The sequence below is a fragment of the Haloferula luteola genome, from assembly GCF_014201715.1.
Classification (GTDB): domain Bacteria; phylum Verrucomicrobiota; class Verrucomicrobiia; order Verrucomicrobiales; family Akkermansiaceae; genus Haloferula; species Haloferula luteola.
On the sequence record NZ_JACHFD010000026.1, the window covers coordinates 12,009 to 32,757 of the forward strand.

Below are 20,749 nucleotides of genomic sequence, written 5' to 3' on the forward strand. Positions count from 1 at the left end.
CGTTCGGCTCTCAGGGTCGTTGGACCTCGAGAACGAGAAACCGGCGGTCGGATTCTCCGACCGACTGGGGATCGGTGACGGTGGTGATCACGTAGGGCGCGTCGCCACCCGGGTAGGGAACCGTTTCACTGGACCAGATCGGGGATGTCGGAGGCAGTTCGTCACCCGCCAGGACCCGGTAGGTGATGTCGGTGGCGTCCCGGGCGCGGCTGAAGACGATGACAAGATGGTCCGCGCTCCACTCGGTGCTGACCGGAGACGCGTTGGGAACGGTCGGATAGCTGCCGGTGGCGTATTCGATGAGATTGGGAATGAGGTCGCCGTCCGGGTCGGCGAGATCGGCGCCAAGACCGAAGTTTTCTGAGCTTCCGAAGAACGAGGTCCGCCAGTTCCGGATCGGCTGATCGCCGAGGCTGGCGACCGGTTTGAGCGCGATCTTGTCGAGCAGGATCCAGTAGTTGCTGGAAGAAGCGTTTTTTCCGACCGCGGTGAAACGGAGGTATTTCGGACCGCTGATGTTGAAGCTCACCTCCAGCGTTTCGAGATCGGTGTAGAGTTCGCTGGAACTATAGAGGTCGTAGGTGCTTCCGATGTTGGTGAACGGTCCGGTCGGGCTCTCCGACACAGCCATCTGGACGATACCTCGGCTGCTCCATTTCTTGACGCGGACGGTGAGCTGGTAGTCGCCGGCCGCGATGTCGGGCAGGACGAGCGTGGCGTAGCGGTTCGCGGCGGTGGACTGGATGTGGAGCCCGGCGCCCTCGCTGGCGGGCGGATCGGTAAAGGGCACCACCGAGGTGTTCGTGTCGTCCACACCGAGGTCCTCGGCTTCGAATTCGCCGGAGGCGATCTCGACGGTGAGCTTGTCGAGCACGACACCCGCATCGACCATGCGGATTTCGATGGTTTGGGGCCCGGCGGTGGTGATCACGTGTTTGGAAACCCCGATCGATGCGGCGCGCAAGGTGTTGGCGTTCCACGCGGAGGAATACTCGGCGGCATTCACATCGATGACCTGCGGAGTGCCGCCGTTGAGTGAGATCGCGTAGCGCAGGCCGAGATGGTCCGAGGTGATCCGGTGGGTCGGCAGGCACTGGGTGCGGATGCGGACCGGACCGGTGCGGAAGGCGTGGAACTGATAGGTGAGCACCGGCGCGTCGGCGGGAAGGGACGCGGCGTTCAGGCTGGCGGCGGTGACCGGCTGGATCGTCATGCCGTCGTCCGAGGCGGTGGCCTGATCCTGGCGGCGCCAGCCGGTGCCATCGCCGGCGTCGCTGCGGCTGGTGAAATCCTCGGCCTCGATGACCACCACGCCGTTGTTCTCCACCGCTTCGGGCAACGCGCCGGGATCGAGTCCAAGAGGATGGAAGACACGCAGGCCCACCGTCCGTTGCGCATCGGCACCGCTGATCGTGATTGTTCCCGGCACCGCATGGCCGCGGGGTGCGGTTTCCCAGTCGATGCCGACCTGAATCCGGGCATCGGCGCTGCCACCGGTCTGACTGAGGGTAATCCACGGATCGCTCGCGGTGGCGGTCCATGTCATGGCGGAGGTGCCAAGGTTGAAGACGTCGATGAAACGCACCGGCTCCGCGATACCACTGAAGACCGGAAGCTCGCCGCGGACACCATCCGCCAGCTGCGTGGCGGAACCCTCGATGGCCACCCCGAGGGAGGCCGGACCGGGCGGCGAGTAGCTGCCGAGCGAGGGCATGATGAATGGGTTCTGCGTTTCCTGAGCCCAGCCGGGCAGCTGCGCGATTGGCATTGGGTTGAACATCTTGTCCCACTTTCCGCCGGCGTTGACCCCGTTGTAGAAATCGAGCTCCGCAAGCAGCGCCGCGTGGGCGGCCTGAGCCTCGGCGGCGGGGGCCGCGGTATTGGCGCGGTTCTGGGTGGCCCACAGCCGGCTCCGCTCGGCCTGCAGGTTGCGGCGGTTCACCTGATAGCAAGCCCGCGCTGGGAAGAGGACCATCTCGTAGAACGCGGGCTTCTGGTCCGCGGGAAGCTGGTTGTAGATGCCCTCCGCGTCGGCAGTCAGCTGTGAAAAGGCCGCGAGGCGCTTGGCGGCTTCGTCGCCGTTGTCCGTGAAACTGAATCCGCTGCTCGTCCGGTTGAGGTGCTCGGGGCGTTTGACGATGTTGAGGCGGAAGTAATCCTCGAGCACGTCGGCGATGGCGCTCGCCTGGGACGGCTCGAAATTCCGCGCCGCCCACTGGGTGAACCACGCGTTCTGGTCAAACTCGCGGAACGCCTCGGGATTGCTGGCGAGGCGGAGGAAGAACTCGGTGCCGATCTCGTGCGGCTTGAGGTCGCCGACGTTGACCAGCCAGATCTTGTCGGCCCCGAAGTCCCAGGCCTTCATCATCTCCGAGCGGGTCATCCCCGGCGGCGTCGAGCAGAACCACAAGTAGCTCGTCGGCACGCCCCAGTAGGAGAGGTGATAGTAAACTCCGGAACCGCCGGAGCGGGCGCGCTCGGCCGCCGTCGAGAGCTGACGGATGTAGCCGTGGTTGTCGTCCGGCCAGACGATCGTCACATCGTCCGGCAGATCGAGGCCGGACTGGTACTGCACCAGCGTCTCCTTGTAGGGGATGAAGATCTGCGGGATCTCCGAGGCGTCGCCGTTGACGTGATCGGAGATCATCTGCCGCTGGTCCGGGATGATCTCGGTTTCGATCTTCTCCGCCTTCTGCGCGTTGGTAGTGCCGGCGGGAGCGAGCATTCCGGCATCCGTCCGCCCGCGCATGCCCATCGTGTAGATGTTCTCGCAATCCGCGGTTTCCTCGACGCGCTGTTCCCAGAAGTCGTAGATGTTGCTGCGATTGGTCCAGTAGTTGTAGGGGCCCAGCACGCCCTCGTCATACTCGTGGCTGTTCGTCAGCATCGGCTCGTGGTGGGAGGTGCTGATGACGATGGCGTGATCGTCCGCGGCCTGCTTGTTGCCGGGCACCAGATAGAATGGCGTGGTTTCCACCGGAAACTCGTGCATCGCCGGCCAGATGACATTGGCGTGCAGGCGGAGCAGCAGCTCGAAGATCGTGGCGTAGGTCTTTGGCCCGATGTTCCCGACCTCCGGCTCGAAGGTCTGGGCGGCCCACGGTTGCAGCCCCCAGTCCTCGTCGTTGAGGAAGATGCCACGGTATTTCACGCCGGGTGACGGCTGGGTGTGGCTGCCCGCGACATGCAGCGCGGACTTCTGCCGCGTCGGCACGTCGCCCCAGAAATACCAGGGCGAGACGCCCATCGATTCCGACAAGGCGAAGACACCGAAGGCCGTGCCGCGACGGTCGCTGCCGGCGATGACCAGCGCGCGGTCCACTCCCGGCTGCGGGTTCTCCACCACCGCAGCGGTGTAGGCCTCCCATTTCCCGGCGATGGCGGATACATCGATCCTGCCGGTGCTGACGAGCGTGTCGATGAGCGGACTCTTTCCGACGGTGCCGATCAGGATCACCTCTGCCGCGGCCGGCGCGTCGGTGGAAACAACAGGAACGATCCCGGTGACCCGCTCGACGTCGTCGGCCAGCGCCTCGGCGGCGATGCGGACGACGGCGGCGTCCCCGTCGCTGTAGTGGATGGGCGCGCCCTGGCCGTCCCCGGCGATCATCAAGGACCCGGCTTCCGGCGTTTCCGTGATCGGCATGAATCTCGGCGCGAAATACGATCCGGCGGGCGTGACCGGGAGCGCGGATCCATCGTAAGCCACCCACGGCGTAGTCGAGCGGTAGGGCGACTCGGGTGGTGGCCCCTGCGGCGCGATGGTGGCGCTGAACGAATCGAAATGCACGTTGGTGGCGGAGCCTCCCGTGCGGATCGTCTGGATGCGGATGCGGACGGAAACCGCGGACGACGGAACGGCGGATCCGAGCGTCACCTCGGTCCACGGTGCGGTCGACGGGCTGTAGGAAGTGCCGTTCGGCGCGACGTTCGAGAGCGCTCCGCTGCTGGCGGTGCCGACGACCTGCGACGATGCGTCGAGAAACTCGGTGGAAACCGTGCCGGTGTCGTTGGTGTCCGTGTCCTGATAGAAAAACACCAGGCTCAGCTCCGCATTGCCCGATTGGACCAGCGGCAGGTCTCCGGACGGGATGGCGACCACCTGGCTGAGGGTCGAGGACGACGGCTGGGCCCCCGCGCCGCCAGCCAGACGGTTGGCCGTCAGGTAGAGCGAGCCCGCCTGCGGCTCGGACGGATCCTGAGGAAATGATCCACCGCCGCTGCCGTCCTGCAGCCAGAAGCCAGCGCTCGTCCCGGAGTCCGTCCAACCGGCGATGGGCGACAAGCTCGATTGCCCGTCGCTTCCGGTCTCGAAGCCGCCGTTGACGATCGCCAACGGCTCTGCCAACGCGGGTGTCAGCAGGATGGGAAGAAGGCATGCCAAGGCACGGGCCTGGCCGGGGGAAAAGGGAAAGACGGAGGAAGTGCGGAGCATTGCGGGTTTCTTGTGCGGACCGGCGGAACCGCCCGCCGGAGCACATCTGGCTCCGGCGCATGGGTTTCGCCCTCATTCCTCACCAGTGCATTCCGCGGCGGAAACCGGACAAAAAACCTGAAAAGAACTTTTGCCCCGGGGCCCGAGCTACTCGCGCAGCGCCTCCTCCACCTCCGCGAGCAGGATGCGGGCGGTCACCCACGCATACCACGAACCCTGGGATTCCCCACCGCTGGTGCCGATGTGGTTCGTGTTCTCGATCACCGGTCCGGAGACGAGGGAAACCAGCTCGCGCGCCGTGTCTTCACGCCCCATCCTGAGCTCCGTCATCGCTAGGATGATGCGCGCGGACGCCTCGCGGGCAGGGTTGGACCGAGGGGAGGAGAGGCAAAGGTGGGCGCGCTCCGCGGAGGCACGATCTTCCCCGGTGCGGTAATACAACAAAGCCAGCGCGAACTCGCCCCACGCCCGCAGCTGTTGGTTTCCCGCCACCGCGCTTTGATCGGATTCGAGGCCGGCGCGCACGATTTTTCCGAGTGGTTGGAGCTTCGCCAGCAGCTCAGGGCCAGCGGGTTTCAGCAAGCACACCTTGATTACCTGCTCGGCGACAACCGGATGCGTGGTATCCGCGAAGCGCTCGATGGCGAAATCGACGATGCGTTGGTAGGCCACCCCGTCACCAGTGTAGCACACCGCTGTGGCGGCGTAGAGAAGGTTCCGTGAAACGATGTCGTTGTCCGACTCGTCCACATTGGAGATCGCGCGAACCAGTGCCGCGTAGCGTTGCGCCGCCTCGTCCCAGCGGCCCTCATTGAGGTGCCAGTCCGCTACCTGATGGTACACGTCGCCTGCTTCGAGCGAGCTGGGGGTGGCGACGGTAGGAATGGATTCCAAAAGCTTGTCGGCTCCGGCACGGTCGCCGTAGCGGAGGAGCACCGCCGCCTGGGAGACGCGGTTCTGATACTCCGCGACCATGCGCAGTCGGGTCTCGTTCTCGCGGGCGACTTCCGCGATATTGCGCAGGCGCGCTTGTTCCGCGGCAGCCTTGCGTTCGAGGAAAAACAAGCGCGTGGAAACCCCGAAACCGACCACCAGCGCGAGGATGGCGACCGCTCCGGCAAGGAAGGTCATCTTGTTGCGGCGGACCAGTTTGACCAGGCGGTAAGTCCGACGCGGCGGCCCCGCTTGAACCGGCTCCCCGGCGAGCAGGCGCTGGACATCAGAGCCCAGTCCGTTGGCGGTGTCGTAACGCTCGTTCCGCTCCTTCGCCATCGCCTTGCGGACGATCCAGTCCAGCTCCACCAGGCCGCGGTGCTTTCGCACGACCGAGGGGGCCACCGGCACTTCCTCAAGGACCATGCGCCTAGCCTCCTGCGCTCCTGCATCTTTCAGTCTCGAGGGATCGAAAGGCGGCTGGCATGTCACCAGTTCGTAAAGCAGCGCACCCAGGCTGTAGACATCGCTGCGGGTGTCGATGTCTGCTCCGCCCTCCGCCTGCTCCGGGCTCATGTAGGCCGGCGTGCCGAGGATCTGGCCGTGCTGCGTCGCCGTGGCCGTGTCGTCCTCCTCGCCGGCGGTCGCCTTGGCGATGCCGAAGTCGATCACCTTCGGCACCGGCTCACCATCGACGAGGCGAACAAGCACATTGGACGGCTTGATGTCGCGGTGGATCACGCCCTTCTGATGGGCGTGTTGAATCGCGTTGCAGATGCGAACGAAAAGCTCAAGGCGCTTGCGGAGATCGAGGCTCTCTGCCTTGCAGAACGCAGTGATGTTTTCCCCGCGGACCAGTTCCATCACGAAAAACGGCCGGCCAGTAAAGGTCGCGCCTGCATCGAGCACCCGCGCGATGTTCGGGTGTTCCATCATGGAAAGCGCCCGACGCTCCCGCTCGAAGCGCGCGATCACCGACTCCGTGTCCATTCCCAGGCGGATGATCTTCAGCGCCACTTCCCGCCGCACCGGCTCCAGTTGCTCGGCGCGATAAACGATCCCGCACCCGCCTTCGCCGATCTTTTCGGCAAGACGGAAGTGGGCTAGGTTCACCCCCTTGGGGACCTGCATCGCGACTTGGCCGGGATGCGTATCTTCCCCGCCTTCGATGATCGCGATGCGCGCTCGTTTCGGCGGAAGCACCGGCGTCGGTGTGTCGAAAAACTGGTCGGCCTTGTCCTGCATGCGTAGCAGCCCGTCGAGCCGCTCGCGGAGTCCGGAGTCATTCTGGCAAGTGGCGTCTAGAAACCTGTCGCGCTCGGTCTCGTCCTCGAAGCCGGATGCCGCTTCGAACAAGGCGATCTCGATTTTCTTCGTCAAATCCATCACACGCCGAGCCACCTTGGCGTCATTGGGTTTCGAGGATCAGCTGGAAAAGGCGGGTTTTCGCGTAGGCCCACTGCCGTCTGACCGTTCTTTCCGAAACGCCGAGGACCTCCGCAATCTCGGTCTCCGAGAGCCCCACGAAAAACTTCATCGTCACCACCCGCGCGCAGTCGGCATCCTCCTCCTCCAGCCGCTCGAGCGCTTCGTCCACCAGCACGATGCGGTCGTCCCCGTCGGAAACAGCCACGTCGAAGTCCTCGATGTTCATCGGTCTCGTGCCACCACCGCGTTTTTCCGCGACTTTCCGCCGGGCACGTTCGACCAGGATCCTCCGCATCGCCCGGGCCGCCGTGCGGAAAAAATGTGCCTTGTCGTTCCATGTCCGCTCTTCCCCGCCCGCGAGCTGGAGCCACGCGTCGTGCACAAGCGCCGTCGGCTGCAGCGTCTGACCCATCTTTTCGCCAGCCATGTGGCTGGTGGCGAGCAAGCGGAGTTCTCCGTAAACTAGAGGCAGGAGTTCGTCCGAGCCCTTGGCTTCGTCCTTCTCCAATGCCTGCATGATTCTTGTGAACTCTTCGGACATGCGGAACTCTTCGAGTTCATCAGATCGAGGTTTCCCCGCAAATTATTTTCGATAGCGGAGTTCCGGGATCGCCCGAAGGTAGCTCAGGAGGCCTCTAGGGTGGAAGTGCAGTTAGTCCTCGGTCGGCGACGCCCGCAGTGCGGGCGTTTCCGCGGACACCGTTCGGAAACACCACGCTTCTCCTCGATTTCCCCTTTGTCGCCGATCTTGGCAAGCGTGACAGTTCGCTAATCCCGTTGGATGCCTATGGATCACTGTAAACCAGGCTGCCCGACAATCGGATCTTGATCGCCGAGTGCACCGTGACAGACATTGGACGATTCCACACGGAATTCACACGAAAGGACCGCAAATTCAGCGGAACGTCGCGCGACCGGGTGGAAGCCACAGAAGCAGAAATGCCCATGAAAACACGAAATGAAGACGCAAAATCGGGGGCTGAACCAGCCCGACCATCCGGTCCTTCGGGACCGGATTTTCTTTTTCTGGGCTTTCATGGGCATCTTTACGGGTTGGGGTTCTGGACATCACGCATAGTGGCGCATCGTTGACGATCGATTCGTGTGAAATCTGTTGGAAATCCGACCGATTTCTGTCGTGGATCGAGGGTGTTTGAGCCCGTTTCCGTCGCGTCCGTAGCGGGGGTGTCCATCGTCTCCGCTTTGCCAGATTGGGCGGGCGGATCAAGAGTGTAGTCGATTGGCGATCCAAAGGAACGTTGATAGAGCTAGGCTTCGGCGTTTCCAGTATCAACGCGATGAAATAGGGAGGCAACGGGCGGCAAGCGACGAAAGGGTGCTTTCGCACTGATAGCGGGCAGGGCGAAGCCTGCGGGTTGATGGGTTTCCAGTGAAACTCTCCGGGTCAATTGTGATGATAGTCTTCGAACGGCAGTAAAAGCCGTCGACTCACCATCCGAAAAGGGCGATCGAGTCCTTTCTACAAAGTCACGATGAAAACACTCCAGATGCCCGCTCCTTCGCAAACCGCAACGCTCGACACCGGGGCGCTGCGGAGCTCGTTCCTGCTCGAGGAATTGTTCCGCCCCGGCGAGCTGACGCTGGTATATACCGACCTCGACCGGGCGATCATCGGCTCGGCGGTGCCGCAGGGCAGCCCGCTGGTGCTGGACTCGGCCGACGAACTGCGCGCGTCGTACTTCTGCGAGCGCCGCGAGATGGGCGTGCTGAACTTCGGCGCCAAGGGGACGGTCATGGTGGACGGCGTGGCGCACGAGCTCGACAAGTGCGACTGCCTCTACATCGGCCGGGGCAGCAAGGAGGTGTCCTTCGCCAGCGCCGACGCGTCCTCGCCCGCGGAATTCTACCTGATCAGCTACCCGGCGCATGCCGCGTATCCGACGATCAAGGCGACGCCGGCCGACGCGACGCGGGTCGAGCTCGGCACCAAGGAGGAGTGCAACGAGCGCACTATCTGCCAATACATCCACGAGAACGGCATCAAGAGCTGTCAGCTTGTGATGGGCTACACCGAGTTCAAGCCGGGGAGCATCTGGAACACAATGCCGGCCCACACCCACCTGCGCCGCAGCGAGGTCTACTGCTAGTTCGACGTGCCGCAGGGCCACGCGGTGCTGCACATGATGGGCGAGCCGCAGGAACCCCGTCCGCTGTGGGTGCGCGATCGCCAAGCGGTGCTCTCGCCGGCATGGTCGATCCACTGCGGTTGCGGCACCGCCGCCTACCGCTTCGTGTGGGCGATGGGCGGTGAAAACCAGGCGTTCACCGACATGGACAAGGTCGAAATCTCCACCCTGCGATGAGCGTTCTTTCCACATTCGACCTGGCGGGGAAGACCGCCCTGGTAACCGGTTGCAAGCGCGGCATCGGATTCGCGATGGCCGAAGCGCTCGCCGAGGCGGGCGCGGACATCATCGGCGTGAGCGCCTCGCTCGAGCCGGACAGCGAGATCGAAAAGGCGGTCAAGTCGCTCGGCCGCAAGTTCACCGCCTACCAGTGCGATTTCTCCGACCGCGCCGAGGTGAAGGCGTTCGCCGCGAAGGTCCTCTCGGAGCAGGGCACGCCGGACATCCTCGTCAACAACGCCGGAACGATCCAACGCACCCCGGCGGCCGAGCATCCGGACGAGATGTGGTACCGAGGTCATCGAGGTGAACCTCAACGCGCAGTTCCTGCTCAGCCGCGAGATCGGCGCGCGGATGATCGAGCGGGGCTCGGGGAAGATCATCTTCACCGCCTCGCTGCTGACCTTCCAGGGCGGCATCACGGTGCCGGGCTACGCGGCATCCAAGGGCGGCATCGGCCAGCTCACCAAGGCGCTGGCCAACGAGTGGGCGGGCAAGGGGGTGAACGTGAACGCGATTGCGCCCGGCTACATCGCCACCGACAACACCGAGGCGCTGCGTGATGATCCGACCCGCAGCCAGCAGATCCTGGCGCGAATTCCGGCGGGGCGCTGGGGCGAGCCCGATGACTTCAATGGGCCGGTGGTTTTCCTCGCCTCGCGCGCGGCAGACTACCTCCACGGGGAAGTTCTCGTCGTGGATGGGGGGTGGATGGGCCGCTGATGGATCTCCCGCCACTAGACAATCAAACGACTGACTTTTTATGTCCCTGACCTTCCGTTCCGCCGACTCCGTTGCCTTCGACATCATCTCTCTGGGCGAAATTATGCTGCGCTTCGATCCCGGTGACGGGCGCGTCCGGACGACGCGCCGATTCGTTGTCTGGGAAGGCGGTGGCGATTACAACGTCGCCCGTGGCCTCCGCCGCTGCTTTGGCAAGCGCGCCGCCGTGGTGACTGCCTTCGCCGACAACGACATCGGCCGCCTGCTCGAGGACTTCATTCTTCAGGGCGGCGTCGACACCCGGTTCATCAAATGGGCGGAGTTCGATGGCCTTGGCCGCAACGTCCGCAATGGTCTGAACTTCACCGAGAAGGGCTTTGGCGTTCGCGGGGCGAAGGGTACGCCTGATCGAGGTCTGACGGCCGCGATGCAGATGAAGCCGGGCGACATCGATTGGGAGGAAGTTTTTGGGAAGCAGGGCAGCCGCTGGTTCCACACCGGGGGCATCTTTGCCGCGCTTTCCGAAACGACCGCCGAGCTCACCATCGAAGCATGCAAGGCCGCGAAGAAGCACGGCACGATCGTTTCCTACGACCTCAACTATCGCCCGAGCCTGTGGAAGAGCATCGGAGGCCTGGCCAAGGCGCAGGAGGTGAACCGCGAAGTCGCCAAGTATGTCGACGTGATGATCGGCAACGAGGAAGACTTCACCGCGTCGCTCGGCTTCGAGGTCGAAGGCGTCAGCGAGCACGTTACCGGCCTCCAGGTCGACAACTTCAAGGACATGATCAAACGCGCGGTCGCCGACTTCCCGAACTTCCAGGTCGTTGCAACCACGCTGCGCGACCATCAACGACTGGGGCGCGATATGCTGGCACGACGGCGAGTTCCACGAAGCCAACCACTGGCCGAAGCTGGAAATCTACGACCGCGTCGGCGGCGGTGACTCGTTCGCCAGCGGCCTGGCTTACGGCTTCATGGAATTCAACGACGCCAAGATGGCCGTGGAATACGGCGCCGCCCACGGTGCGCTGGCCATGACCACCCCGGGCGATACCACCATGGCCACTGTCGACGAGGTGAAGAAGCTTGTCGGCGGCGGTTCGGCGAGGGTGGACAGGTGAACTAGGCTTCCGGGTTCAATGAAGATTTTCGGTTTCGTGGACGATCGCTGGCATCCCGGCGAGATTCCGCGACGGGGCTTGGAAGGGCTTGGTGATTTCGAATGGATTGAGGATGGATTGGCTTGGTCGTTGGACAGCTTGTTCCGGCATCGGCTCGCTGTTCTGGCCAAGGCGAATCAGCGCAAGGCCGCGGACACCACGCCGTGGGTGGATGACAGAGTGGGAGATTCCTTTCAGGACTGGGTTCAACAGGGAGGCGGTTTTCTCGTGATCCACTCGGGGACATCGGGCTACGAGAACATTCCCTCGATGAGGGGGCTTTCGGCGGGTGCTTTCGCGAGCCACCCCGAGCAGTGTCCGGTCACCGTCGAGCCGGTTGCCGGGCATCCTCTGTGCGAGGGCATCGAGTCCTTCACTGAAACAGACGAGCACTACGTGATGCATTTCGACGATGCTTCGGCTGATGTCTTCCTCCGATCCCGCTCCGCGCATGGCGTTCAGCCGGCGGGCTGGCGGCGGACGGTGGGCAAGGGACGCGTGTGTGTCCTGACGCCCGGCCACCGTATCGAGGTATGGCTGCGCCCGGAGTTCCGCGAGCTTCTCAGACGCTGTCTTCTATGGTGCGGCGGCGAGGCGTGAATCGTCGTCGCCATGAGCCAGTGCGGTGAGCATCAGGGCACCGGCAATTCCAGCTTGCTGGCCGAGCGCCGGAGCGACGATGAACGGCTCTTCTAGGGTCGGGTAATAGCCGCCAGCCAAGCGGGTGAGCTGGGCCTCCACTTTCGCATGGAAGTCCTCGGCCTGGGAAACCCCGCCGCCGATGATGACCTGGAGCGGTGACATCGTGGCGAGCAGTGCCAGCGCAGCGTGGGCAAGGTACCAGGCCTCGCACTCCCAGGCGGGGTGACTGCTAGCCAGATCGTGGGCAGGACGGCCCCATCGCGTGGCGATGGCTGGTCCACTGGCCAGGCCTTCGAGGCAGTCGCCATGGAAGGGGCACAGCCCGGCGAAGTCGTCGCTGGGAGCGCGCGGGACTTTGAAATGGCCGAACTCCGGGTGCAGCGCGTCGTGGACCAGCCGGCCACCGCTGAGGAGTCCCGCGCCGATGCCGGTGCCAATGGTGATATAAACGACGTCATCGAGCCCCGCCGCCGCGCCGATCCGGGATTCCGCGAGGGCAGCGGCGTTGACGTCGGTTTCCATGATGACCCGCGCGGCGGGAAAGGCTTCGCTCAGGAATCCGGCGATCGAAAAGCCCGACCAGCCTGGCTTCGGGGTGGCGAGCAGGCGGCCGTAGTCGGCGTGCCCGGGATTCACGACGATCGGCCCGAAGGCTCCGACGCCGATGGCTTCCGGGGTGCTCCGTTCCCGCAGTCAGGCGATGGCCCTGCCGAGGGTTTCCCCCGGCGTGGTGGTCGGAAAGCGCGACTCCTCGTCGACCCGTCCTTCCGGCGTGCCGATGGCGACGACGGTCTTGGTGCCGCCGAGTTCGATGCCCGCGACCATGGGCTCAGCGGGCGGCGGCGGCCGCGGCGAGGGCTTCGCGGGTCAGCCGGGTGATCTCGGACCATTTCCCGGCGTTGACCAGGGCCTTGTCCACCATCCACGAACCGCCGATGGCGGCGACCACCGGGAGTTTGAGGTAGCTTTCCAACTGGCCGGACGAGATCCCGCCGGTGGGGATGAACTTGACGCCGGTGTGGGAATAGGGGCCGGCCAGCGCCTTGAGCATGGCGGTGCCGCCCGCCACCTCGGCGGGGAAGAATTTCAACAACTTGCAGTCCAGCGAGAGCGCGCGCTCGACATCGCTGGGCGTCATCACGCCGGGTGAGAACCGCAGGCCGACCTCGCGGGCCTTCCTGATGATCGCGGGATTGAGTCCCGGGGCGAGGCCGAACACGGCACCGGCATTCTTGGCGCGCGCCACCTGATCCTCATCGATCAGGGTGCCCGCGCCCAGCAGGATCTCGGGGAAGCGGGCGGCGATGCGGCGGATCGATTCCTCCGCGGCGGCGGTGCGGAAGGTGATCTCCGTGATGTCGAGCCCGCCTTCCAGGAGAGCTTCGGCGAGGGGTTCGGCGGAGGCGGCGTCGTCGAGGACGACGACCGGGACAATCCTTTTGGCAACGATGTGGTCGATCATGGAATCTGTGCGGTCAGATGAATGGCGCGCACGATTTCACAGGCTATCCAGCGGGAGAACAGAGAAGCGGGTGAACATGGAAACCCAAAAGAGAGGCGGACCTGTTGGTCGCGTCAGGTTTACATGGTAATCAGGGTTGTCGATGGTGTCTGTTCTTCGACGACGTAACTCTCGGAGGTCTTAATTCTGTGATCAGAAACCCGATACTTCCTGGCTTCCATCCCGACCCGTCGATTTGCCGGGTTGGCGATGACTTCTACTTGGCGAGCTCGACTTTCGAGTGGTTCCCGGGCGTGCCGATCCACCATTCCCGCGACCTGAAGCACTGGCGCTTGATCGGTCACGCGCTGACTCGCTGCTCGCAGCTTGAGCTGCACGGCGTGTCGGATTCGGGCGGCGTCTGGGCGCCATCGATGAGCCACGCGGACGGGAAATTCTGGCTGATCTACACGAACCTGCGGAACACCGGGATGGGTCGGCCGTTTAAGGACATCAAGATCTACCTGACCACCGCGGAGCGCGCCGAGGGGCCGTGGAGCGATCCGGTCGAACTCGACTCGATCGGCTTCGACCCCTCGCTCTTCCACGACGACGACGGCCGCAAGTGGCTGGTCAACATGGAGTGGGATTTCCGCAAGGGGCGCTACCGTTTTGCCGGCATCGTGATCCAGGAGTTCGATGTGTCAGCCGGAAAGCTCGTCGGCGAAAGGAAAAAGATCCTCCACAAAGAGAACATCCTCACCGAGGGGCCGAACCTGTACAAGCACGACGGCTGGTATTACTTGATGCTTGCGGAAGGAGGCACGGGCTGGAACCACGGGATCTCCGCCGCGCGCAGTCGCTCGTTGCTGGGACCCTACGAGCTCGACCCGCAGGCCTCGGTGATGACCACCCGCGACGACTACGGCCACCCGCTGCAGAAGTCCGGTCATGGTGAGCTGGTGGAAACGCCGGCAGGCGAGTGGTTCTTGGCGCACCTGGCGAGCCGGCCAGTCGGCTTCGAGCGACGCTGCACGCTGGGTCGCGAGACCTGCCTGCAGCGCGTCAAATGGGTCGGTGGCTGGCTGCGGCTCGAACAGGGCGGTCATTCGCCGTCAGTGGAAATCGAAGAGCCCGCGGGCCTCGAACCGCATCCGTGGCCGGCCGTCGCGGAACGCGATGATTTCGATGGGAAAGCGCTCGATCCCTCGTGGCAATCGCTACGGGTCCCGGTCGATGAGAGCTGGGTGGACCTCGTGTCCCGCCCCGGGTGGCTCCGGCTTCGCGGGCGCGAGTCGATGCACTCGCTCTTCGACCAGAGCCTGCTGGCGAAACGGCTGACGTGCCATCGTGCGACGGCGATGACGGTGCTCGAGTTTGAGCCGGACCACTACACGCAGATGGCGGGGCTGACCTGCTTCTATAATTCAGCGAACTTCTATTGCCTGCGCGTCACGCATGACGAAAGCCGCGGCAAAGTCCTCGGCATCACGCTCACCGACAAAGGAAGCTATGACGAACTCGGCGACTCTGAGATCAACGGGTGGAAGCAGGTTCACCTGAAGGCGGAGATCGACCGCGATACGCTTCGTTTCTCTGCATCGCCCGATGGGCGCGACTGGCGTCAGGTCGGGCCGGTCATGGATTTCACGACACTTTCCGACGAACATGCGGCGGGCTTCACCGGGGCGATGGTCGGGATCGCCGTGCAGGATCTCGCAGACCGCGAGATGGCGGCCGATTTCGATTTCTTCGAACTAAAGATCCAAGGATGATCACCCTCTACGACTACATCAACATCGCCTTCTACTTCCTCTTCATCGCGGGGGTGGGGCTGTATTTCATGATGCGCAGCAAGAACACCTCGGACTATTTCCGGGCTGGGGGGGTGCTGCCATGGTGGGTGACGGGGGCCTCGACATGGATGGCTTCGTTCAGCGCGTGGACCTTCGTCGGCTCGGCGGCGAAGATGTATGAGACCGGGCCTTACGCGTTCACGCTCTACTACTCGGTGCTGATCCCGTGGGCGGTGCTTCTTCTTTTCACCTGCTTCCGTTTCCGCCGGATGCAGGTGGTCACGCCGCTGGAGGCGGTGCGGCTGCGCTTCGGCAAGACCTCGCAGGTGTTCTTTTCGTGGTCGCGGCTGCCCTTCATGCTGATCTTCGGAGGGCTGTCGCTGAACGCGATCGCGGTGTTCATGGCGGCGGTGTTCGACATGAACGTCATGGTCGTGATGGTCGGCATGGGGATCATGGTGACGATGCTGGCGCTGCTGGGCGGTTCGTTCGGCGTGGCCGCGAGCGACTTCGTCCAGATGTTCCTGATCGTGCTGGTGACCGTCACGGTGAGCGTGCTGGCCTTGCGGCTGCCGGACGTGGGTGGAATCTCTGGGATGATCGAGAAGGCACCGGAAGCGCACTACCACTGGGGAAAGATCGCACGGCCGGAGTTCATCCTGCTGTTCTTCGTGGCCTTGATCGTCACCAAGCTCTTCGAGGAGAACGCGATCGACAAGTCGGCCAAGTTCCTGATGGCGCGTGACGACCGCAACGCGCGGATGACCCTGATCATCCCGGTGCTCGGGGCGATCCTGGGACCGGCGCTGTGGTTGATCCCTCCGACCGTCGCTGCAATCCGACATCCGGATATGGCTGCGTTGTTCCCGAACCTGAAGGTGCCGAACGAGGCCGCTTTCCTGCAGACCGCGGCGGACGTGCTTCCGACCGGGATGCTGGGTCTGCTGGTGTGCGGGATTTTCGCCGCCACGCTGACCTCGATGGATGCCGGCCTGAACCAGGGCGCGGGGATCTTCGTCCGGAACTTCTACCTTCCGGTGATCAACCAGGACTGCCCCGAGAAAAAGCTGCTTTGGATCAGCAAGCTCGCCACCGGCATCTGCGGGCTGGCGATACTCGGCTTCGGCCTGATGTGGGAGAACATGCGGGAGTCGAACCTTTTCGACCTGGTCAACCAGGTGGCGATCAGCCTCGGGATCCCGATTTCGATCCCGCTGTTCCTCGGCTTGTTCTGGAGGAAGACCCCGCCGTGGGCGGCGTGGACAACGGTGCTGGTGGGCCTGACGGTCTCGATCACGCTCAACGCGCTGATGAAGGACGCGGCGGGCAACGCCAGCCTCGCGCGCTTCGCGTGGATCCCCGGGCTGGAAGGCCCGGTCGCCAAGGAGGAGGTGACCCAGTTCGCGCTCTTCGCCACGGTGTTCATCGTCGGCGGCGCCTGCATCGCGTGGTTTTTCTTGACCTCGATCTTCTACAAGAACAGCCCGGAGGCGTACAAGGCCAATGTGGAGGAGTTCTTCAACCGGCTGAAAACGCCGGTCGAGTCGAGGACCGGCGAGGAAGAGCGCGAGGACCAAGCGGTCGCGGGATCGATCGGCAAGCTGCTGTTGATCTACGGGTCATTTGTTGGTTCATTGGTGTGGATTCCCCAAGACACGATCGGGGCTCGCTTGTGCTTCTTGGGAATCGGCGGGGTTATGGCGATCACCGGCGTCTTGCTTTGGCGGACCCACCGTACTCGCCGACCTCCGCTGCTATCGGGAGCCGGCGATTCGAAGCGTTAGACTCAATACAGAGCAATGAAAGGAATGGCAGGAAAGATATTAGGGTCCGGGTGCCTTTGGATCGCCCTCATGGCGTCATCCGCGGCAGCGACACTCAAGGTGGACAGTTTGGCGGCATTGGCTGAAGCCGCGGCCGGCAATGATCGTGAGATCGAGATGACGCCGGGGGTCTATCGGATGGCGGACTATCTAACTGAAGAGGTGCTGAAGCGCATTCGCGATGAAGTCGGACCGATCAAAGGGCGCCCTCCGGTGCCGATGTTCGTGTTTCGAGGCGATAAGAACCGCATCAGTATGCAGGGTGTGACCATCGAGATCGACACATCCCTCTACGAGAAGCTTCCGCAAGGCGGCTACACTCGGTGCCTGATCGTCGCGGGCCGCGACAACACGATCGACAGTCTAACGATCCGCAACACTGGGCCGAACCGGGGCAGCGGCGGAAACATCCTTTCCGTTCAGGGAGACGACAACACGCTGGAGAATGTCACCTTACACATTCACGGCTCCCAGCCGTGGGGCTACGGCGACCTGCTCGGCAAGGGTGGGCCGAACTTGGTCGCGCTGGAGAAGCAGAGCGGTGTGCAGGTGATCGGCAGCCACTCGCTGCTCCGGCGTTGCCGGGTTTTCAGCCGGGCCTTCGGGCATTGCTTCTACATCCAGGGCGGAGAGGGGAGTCGATTGGAGGATTGCTATGCGGAGGGTTCGGTGCGCTTGACCACTGACATGCTGACCGATACCTCCGGTCCGGCTTTCGAGCTTGGATTCCGCTCGGTTTACAAAAACCGGGACGGCCGCTTTGTCATCACGCCGGGCTACACCAAGAGCCTGTCCGAGGACGGCTTCCGCACTTATGGCAATGCCGGTAGCGTCACGCTGCTCAACTGCACCGCCATCAACACCCGCGCCGGCTTCGAGATCGGCGTGCGCGATGAATCGGAGACGAAAACCGTGGTCGAGAACTGCGTCGCCCGCGGCTGCGAGAGGGGCTTCCTGATCGGCTCGCAAACGATCATCCGTCGCTGCCGGGGCGATGTCGCGCACGGGCCGCTGCTCTACCTGCGCGGGGGACACAGCTCGGAAGTCGAGCTGGAATTGATCGGCGACCCACCGCGCAGTCTGGTGCACGTGCTGGCGACTATTGCCGGCGAGCACCACAAGGTAAGGCTCAGCGCGCAGCGGGGCTTCGAGAGCTTCCCGGCCTTACCCATCCTAGTAGGCTTCGGAATGCCGATGCATGCGGAAATGGCGAGTGAACCGCTTCCCGCACTTGCGCGAGACGTTGATCTAGAAAGCACGATCAATTTCGCGCCGATCTTTGTCGGCGCAGAGGTGCGCGATTCGAAAATTGAAACGACCGGTCGGCGGTTTGAAGATGACGATCTGAGGAAAGACCCTGGTCCGTGGTGATTGCCTCCGAACGGTATCGCCAATGGTGGGGAGGGCGGTCGATGACAAGCTTCCTGAAGAAGAATCTCAATCTCCCGCCTATTGTATTGAGAGGTGCGCATTTGCCGCGCGTCCGGTCATTGGGAGGTGATTCGTGGGCGAACATCGCAGTGTTCGACGCATGACTCCGATTCCCTTCGTTCCGCTCTACATGAAACGTGTTTGGGGTGGCCGCACGCTTGAGACCGAATACGGCCGCGTTCTCCCGGAAGACGCTCCGCACGGCGAGTCATGGGAAATCGTGGACCGTTCTGGCGAGCAATCGATCGTGGAGGATGGGCCTCTTGCCGGCACGAGCCTGCACGAGCTCTGGACCCATCACCATGGAGGTCAGCGAAAAACTGATGGGCCCGTGAGAGGACATGCCGGAGTTCTAACTCGCGAGGTTGCAGGGCTACGAAGGCCCGGAGTGCTATCAATTGCAGCCCGCCACCCCGGCAGCCCGCCGTTTGGTGCCTTGTGATCGATCAAATCAGCAAGGGGGCGGGTTCAAAGCCATTTGTAACTGAAGACCTGGTCGGCGGCCACTTCATGCCGGCACCCAACTTCACCTTCCCGGTTCTCTTCCGGCACGGCTCCCTCCTCCCACTTCAAGGCGACGAATATGACCGGCTGGAAAAGGCCTTCGGGAAGCTTCCCGCCGCCAAGGCCCAATCGGATCTTGATCTGCCTCCCCAATCTGGCAGTCGATTGAAGGATAAATAGGATTCTGACAAGTGACCCCAGTGACCGGGTTTGCGGGATGATGGCGGTCCCATTGTGGGTTTCAACTCCACTCACCAAACGCTACAAGAACCACGGATTCCACACGGATTTCACACAAGCCAACCGTTCAGGGCAGCTCAACCTGCATCGCTGAGGTCAACCCCACAACGCACAGATGCCATGAAACCGCGTAGAACCCGCATGTCGGGGGGCTACCCGCCAGCCCGACTACTTCCTATTAGGATCAGGTAGATTCTCCTAGGAAGCAGGTCCTTTTGAATCTGTCGCTATTCTGTCGGAATCGCCGGTCCTCCCTCCAGAGCCTTGGTCGGGAGGAACAGTCGGAGACTCCCGGGCGAAACCGGCTTGAAGCAAAATTGCGAGTAGAACTCCGCAGCCTGCTCGTGGGCACGGAAGACGGAAGGCACCGCGCAGACGATCACCTTCCCGGAAATCGCGGATCCGGAACCGGGTGCGCGGACCTTTGAGTTGGCCGCCACCTCGGACAGCGGCCTGCCTGTGAGCCATCACGTCACGCTGGGTCCGGCCTTCGTGAATGGCAACACCCTTCGCCTGACACCGCTGGCGCCGAAGGCGAAGCGACTGATCAAGGTCGTAGTGGTCGCCTGGCAGTTCGGGCGGCAAGACGAGCCGAAGGTGAGGCAGGCCGAGCCGGTGGAGCGGGAGTTCCGGATCCGCTGAGTGCCCGGCCACTATTTCCGCGGCAGCGATTTCCCATCCACCCACGAGCCTTCGACCAGGATTTGGCGGAAAATCCGCGGGATCCCCTGGGCGCGGTCGTTGATCAGGGAGTTGAGCATCAGGAAACCGACGCGGCCGATTTCCTCGGGGTGCTGGTCGATGCCGGCATCGGCTCTGGCGTCGAGCACGCTGGTGACTGCGAGCGGGATGTTGGCAGGCACCTCCAGTCCGGCTTTGGCGAGCAGGTCGGGGATGTCGGGGAGGTCGGTGAATAGGGCGTCCACCTTCTCCCCGCGGATCCAGGCGACGATGCGGTCCGGCTGATCCTTGGCGGGGATGTGTTCGAGGGAAAGGATCTCCACCCGCTCGACCGGGTCCACGGTGCGCTGGGCGAGCAGGAAACCGGCTTCGAAGACATGCCCGCGCCGCATGTTGGCCTCGTCGGTGACGAAACCGATTCGGCGGTAGCCGCGCGCACGCATTTCCTCGAAGGCAAGCATAGTGTTTGCCGATTGGTCGGAGGTGACCAGATGCGTGCGGGGCGTGGCCAATGATCGGCCGAAGCGGACGGTGGCGTATTCCTTCCACGGGAAATCGCCCCAGTCCGGCAGTGGATACTGCGGCGGCAGCAGCAATCCGCGGATGCCGCGCGCGGTGAGGATGTCATGGAGCCGCTTCGGGCTGCATTCCTTGCCGACGCGGAATTCGTCGAGCCGGTAGCCGAACTTTTCCGCGGCGCGGGAGGCACCCCGCCAATAAGCGTCGAACTCCCGGTGCGCCCGCAGTTCATCCGGTTTCCGCCAGGCGTTGATCCACGCGATCGATGAGGAAATCGGCGCGCTGGATTTGTTGCGGCGGTAGTTGGCCAGCGCCGAGAGCATAGGGTCGGGGCGGTAGCCGAGTTGGTCCGCTTCCGCTTTGATCCGCTCGCGGGTCTTCTGGGAGATCCGCGGGTGGTCGCGCAGCGCAAGCGACACCGTCACGTGGCTGACCCCGAGTTGCTTGGCAATGTCCCGCAAGCTGACGCGGGTGCGGCGGGGTGGGGTGGGATCGGAGGCCATGAAGTCCGCTGAGGATAACAGTGTAACTCCCGCAGGGAATCCCATATTCTAGGGAATCGGTCAATTTTGGCGGAACAAAGCGCCTATCGGCCCGTGCCAATGCGTGCGTTTGGATTTCAAC

General features: G+C 63.5%; 15 protein-coding genes and 2 pseudogenes. 10 read left to right on the forward strand and 7 right to left on the reverse strand.

Annotation, left to right across the window (positions count from 1 at the left end):
• Nucleotides 1–10: 10 nt before the first annotated feature.
• The 3 genes from HNR46_RS17810 to HNR46_RS17820 all read right to left on the reverse strand — a co-directional run bounded on the left by HNR46_RS17810 (nucleotide 11) and on the right by HNR46_RS17820 (nucleotide 7,337).
• Nucleotides 11–4,435 carry a glycosyl hydrolase 115 family protein gene (locus HNR46_RS17810; protein WP_184021329.1) on the reverse strand — a complete coding sequence of 1,475 codons (4,425 nt, stop codon included), beginning with the start codon at nucleotides 4,433–4,435 and terminating at the stop codon, nucleotides 11–13.
• Nucleotides 4,436–4,582: 147 nt separating this feature from the next.
• The gene (locus HNR46_RS17815) at nucleotides 4,583–6,754 is read right to left on the reverse strand and encodes a serine/threonine protein kinase (protein ID WP_184021331.1); all 2,172 of its coding nucleotides are present in this window, start codon (nucleotides 6,752–6,754) and stop codon (nucleotides 4,583–4,585) included.
• Nucleotides 6,755–6,776: 22 nt separating this feature from the next.
• Nucleotides 6,777–7,337, reverse strand: a complete 561-nt coding sequence (locus HNR46_RS17820) for an ECF-type sigma factor (RefSeq protein ID WP_184021334.1) — start codon at nucleotides 7,335–7,337, stop codon at nucleotides 6,777–6,779.
• A gap of 952 nt (nucleotides 7,338–8,289) precedes the next feature.
• Between HNR46_RS17820 and kduI the strand changes: the two genes are divergently transcribed.
• The 5 genes and pseudogenes from kduI to HNR46_RS17840 all read left to right on the forward strand — a co-directional run bounded on the left by kduI (nucleotide 8,290) and on the right by HNR46_RS17840 (nucleotide 11,648).
• Nucleotides 8,290–8,904 carry a 5-dehydro-4-deoxy-D-glucuronate isomerase gene (gene kduI, locus HNR46_RS17825; protein WP_221285258.1) on the forward strand — a complete coding sequence of 205 codons (615 nt, stop codon included), beginning with the start codon at nucleotides 8,290–8,292 and terminating at the stop codon, nucleotides 8,902–8,904.
• Between the two features lie 6 nt (nucleotides 8,905–8,910).
• Nucleotides 8,911–9,120: a hypothetical protein gene (locus HNR46_RS20725; RefSeq protein WP_221285259.1), complete on the forward strand. Its 210-nt coding sequence runs from the start codon at nucleotides 8,911–8,913 to the stop codon at nucleotides 9,118–9,120.
• Nucleotides 9,117–9,885, forward strand: a pseudogene (locus HNR46_RS21450) (SDR family oxidoreductase). The gene HNR46_RS20725 and the pseudogene HNR46_RS21450 overlap by 4 nt, the downstream one beginning before the upstream one ends.
• 40 nt (nucleotides 9,886–9,925) lie before the next feature.
• A pseudogene (locus HNR46_RS17835) lies at nucleotides 9,926–11,009 on the forward strand (PfkB family carbohydrate kinase).
• A gap of 36 nt (nucleotides 11,010–11,045) precedes the next feature.
• Entirely contained in the window at nucleotides 11,046–11,648 is a 603-nt protein-coding gene (locus HNR46_RS17840) for a ThuA domain-containing protein (RefSeq protein ID WP_184021337.1), read from the forward strand.
• Here HNR46_RS17840 and HNR46_RS17845 read toward each other — a convergent pair.
• Genes HNR46_RS17845 through eda form a run of 3 tightly spaced genes read right to left on the reverse strand, consistent with a single transcriptional unit; the run spans nucleotide 11,625 to nucleotide 13,152 of the window.
• On the reverse strand, nucleotides 11,625–12,383 hold the full coding sequence (locus HNR46_RS17845; protein ID WP_425491708.1) for an ROK family protein: 759 nt from the start codon (nucleotides 12,381–12,383) through the stop codon (nucleotides 11,625–11,627). The genes HNR46_RS17840 and HNR46_RS17845 overlap by 24 nt on opposite strands.
• Nucleotides 12,384–12,515, reverse strand: a complete 132-nt coding sequence (locus HNR46_RS21580; protein WP_221285261.1) for an ROK family protein — start codon at nucleotides 12,513–12,515, stop codon at nucleotides 12,384–12,386.
• Between the two features lie 4 nt (nucleotides 12,516–12,519).
• Nucleotides 12,520–13,152 carry a bifunctional 4-hydroxy-2-oxoglutarate aldolase/2-dehydro-3-deoxy-phosphogluconate aldolase gene (eda, locus tag HNR46_RS17850; protein WP_184021340.1) on the reverse strand — a complete coding sequence of 211 codons (633 nt, stop codon included), beginning with the start codon at nucleotides 13,150–13,152 and terminating at the stop codon, nucleotides 12,520–12,522.
• A 188-nt stretch (nucleotides 13,153–13,340) separates the two neighbouring features.
• Between eda and HNR46_RS17855 the strand changes: the two genes are divergently transcribed.
• The 5 genes from HNR46_RS17855 to HNR46_RS17875 all read left to right on the forward strand — a co-directional run bounded on the left by HNR46_RS17855 (nucleotide 13,341) and on the right by HNR46_RS17875 (nucleotide 19,567).
• The gene (locus HNR46_RS17855) at nucleotides 13,341–14,906 is read left to right on the forward strand and encodes a family 43 glycosylhydrolase (RefSeq protein ID WP_184021343.1); all 1,566 of its coding nucleotides are present in this window, start codon (nucleotides 13,341–13,343) and stop codon (nucleotides 14,904–14,906) included.
• Nucleotides 14,903–16,711, forward strand: a complete 1,809-nt coding sequence (locus tag HNR46_RS17860) for a sodium:solute symporter family transporter (protein ID WP_184021346.1) — start codon at nucleotides 14,903–14,905, stop codon at nucleotides 16,709–16,711. The genes HNR46_RS17855 and HNR46_RS17860 overlap by 4 nt, the downstream gene beginning before the upstream one ends.
• Nucleotides 16,712–16,780: 69 nt before the next feature.
• Nucleotides 16,781–18,121: a right-handed parallel beta-helix repeat-containing protein gene (locus HNR46_RS17865; RefSeq protein WP_184021349.1), complete on the forward strand. Its 1,341-nt coding sequence runs from the start codon at nucleotides 16,781–16,783 to the stop codon at nucleotides 18,119–18,121.
• 498 nt (nucleotides 18,122–18,619) lie between these two features.
• Nucleotides 18,620–18,865: a glycoside hydrolase family protein gene (locus tag HNR46_RS17870; protein WP_184021351.1), complete on the forward strand. Its 246-nt coding sequence runs from the start codon at nucleotides 18,620–18,622 to the stop codon at nucleotides 18,863–18,865.
• Nucleotides 18,866–19,354: 489 nt separating this feature from the next.
• Nucleotides 19,355–19,567, forward strand: coding sequence for a hypothetical protein (locus HNR46_RS17875; protein WP_184021353.1), 213 nt, complete (start codon nucleotides 19,355–19,357; stop codon nucleotides 19,565–19,567).
• Between the two features lie 11 nt (nucleotides 19,568–19,578).
• On the opposite strand, the gene HNR46_RS17880 is transcribed toward HNR46_RS17875, so the two are convergent.
• The gene (locus HNR46_RS17880) at nucleotides 19,579–20,628 is read right to left on the reverse strand and encodes a LacI family DNA-binding transcriptional regulator (RefSeq protein WP_184021355.1); all 1,050 of its coding nucleotides are present in this window, start codon (nucleotides 20,626–20,628) and stop codon (nucleotides 19,579–19,581) included.
• Nucleotides 20,629–20,749: the final 121 nt, after the last annotated feature.

Bases quoted from the DNA above. Each gene is read 5' to 3' on its own strand.
- HNR46_RS17880 (WP_184021355.1), bottom strand. From the start codon at position 20,628: ATGGCCTCCGATCCCACCCCACCCCGCCGCACCCGCGTCAGCTTGCGG.
- eda (WP_184021340.1), bottom strand. From the start codon at position 13,152: ATGATCGACCACATCGTTGCCAAAAGGATTGTCCCGGTCGTCGTCCTC.
- HNR46_RS17810 (WP_184021329.1), bottom strand. From the start codon at position 4,435: ATGCTCCGCACTTCCTCCGTCTTTCCCTTTTCCCCCGGCCAGGCCCGT.
- HNR46_RS17815 (WP_184021331.1), bottom strand. From the start codon at position 6,754: ATGGATTTGACGAAGAAAATCGAGATCGCCTTGTTCGAAGCGGCATCC.
- HNR46_RS17820 (WP_184021334.1), bottom strand. From the start codon at position 7,337: ATGTCCGAAGAGTTCACAAGAATCATGCAGGCATTGGAGAAGGACGAA.
- HNR46_RS17865 (WP_184021349.1), top strand. From the start codon at position 16,781: ATGGCGTCATCCGCGGCAGCGACACTCAAGGTGGACAGTTTGGCGGCA.
- HNR46_RS17860 (WP_184021346.1), top strand. From the start codon at position 14,903: ATGATCACCCTCTACGACTACATCAACATCGCCTTCTACTTCCTCTTC.
- kduI (WP_221285258.1), top strand. From the start codon at position 8,290: ATGAAAACACTCCAGATGCCCGCTCCTTCGCAAACCGCAACGCTCGAC.
- HNR46_RS21580 (WP_221285261.1), bottom strand. From the start codon at position 12,515: ATGGTCGCGGGCATCGAACTCGGCGGCACCAAGACCGTCGTCGCCATC.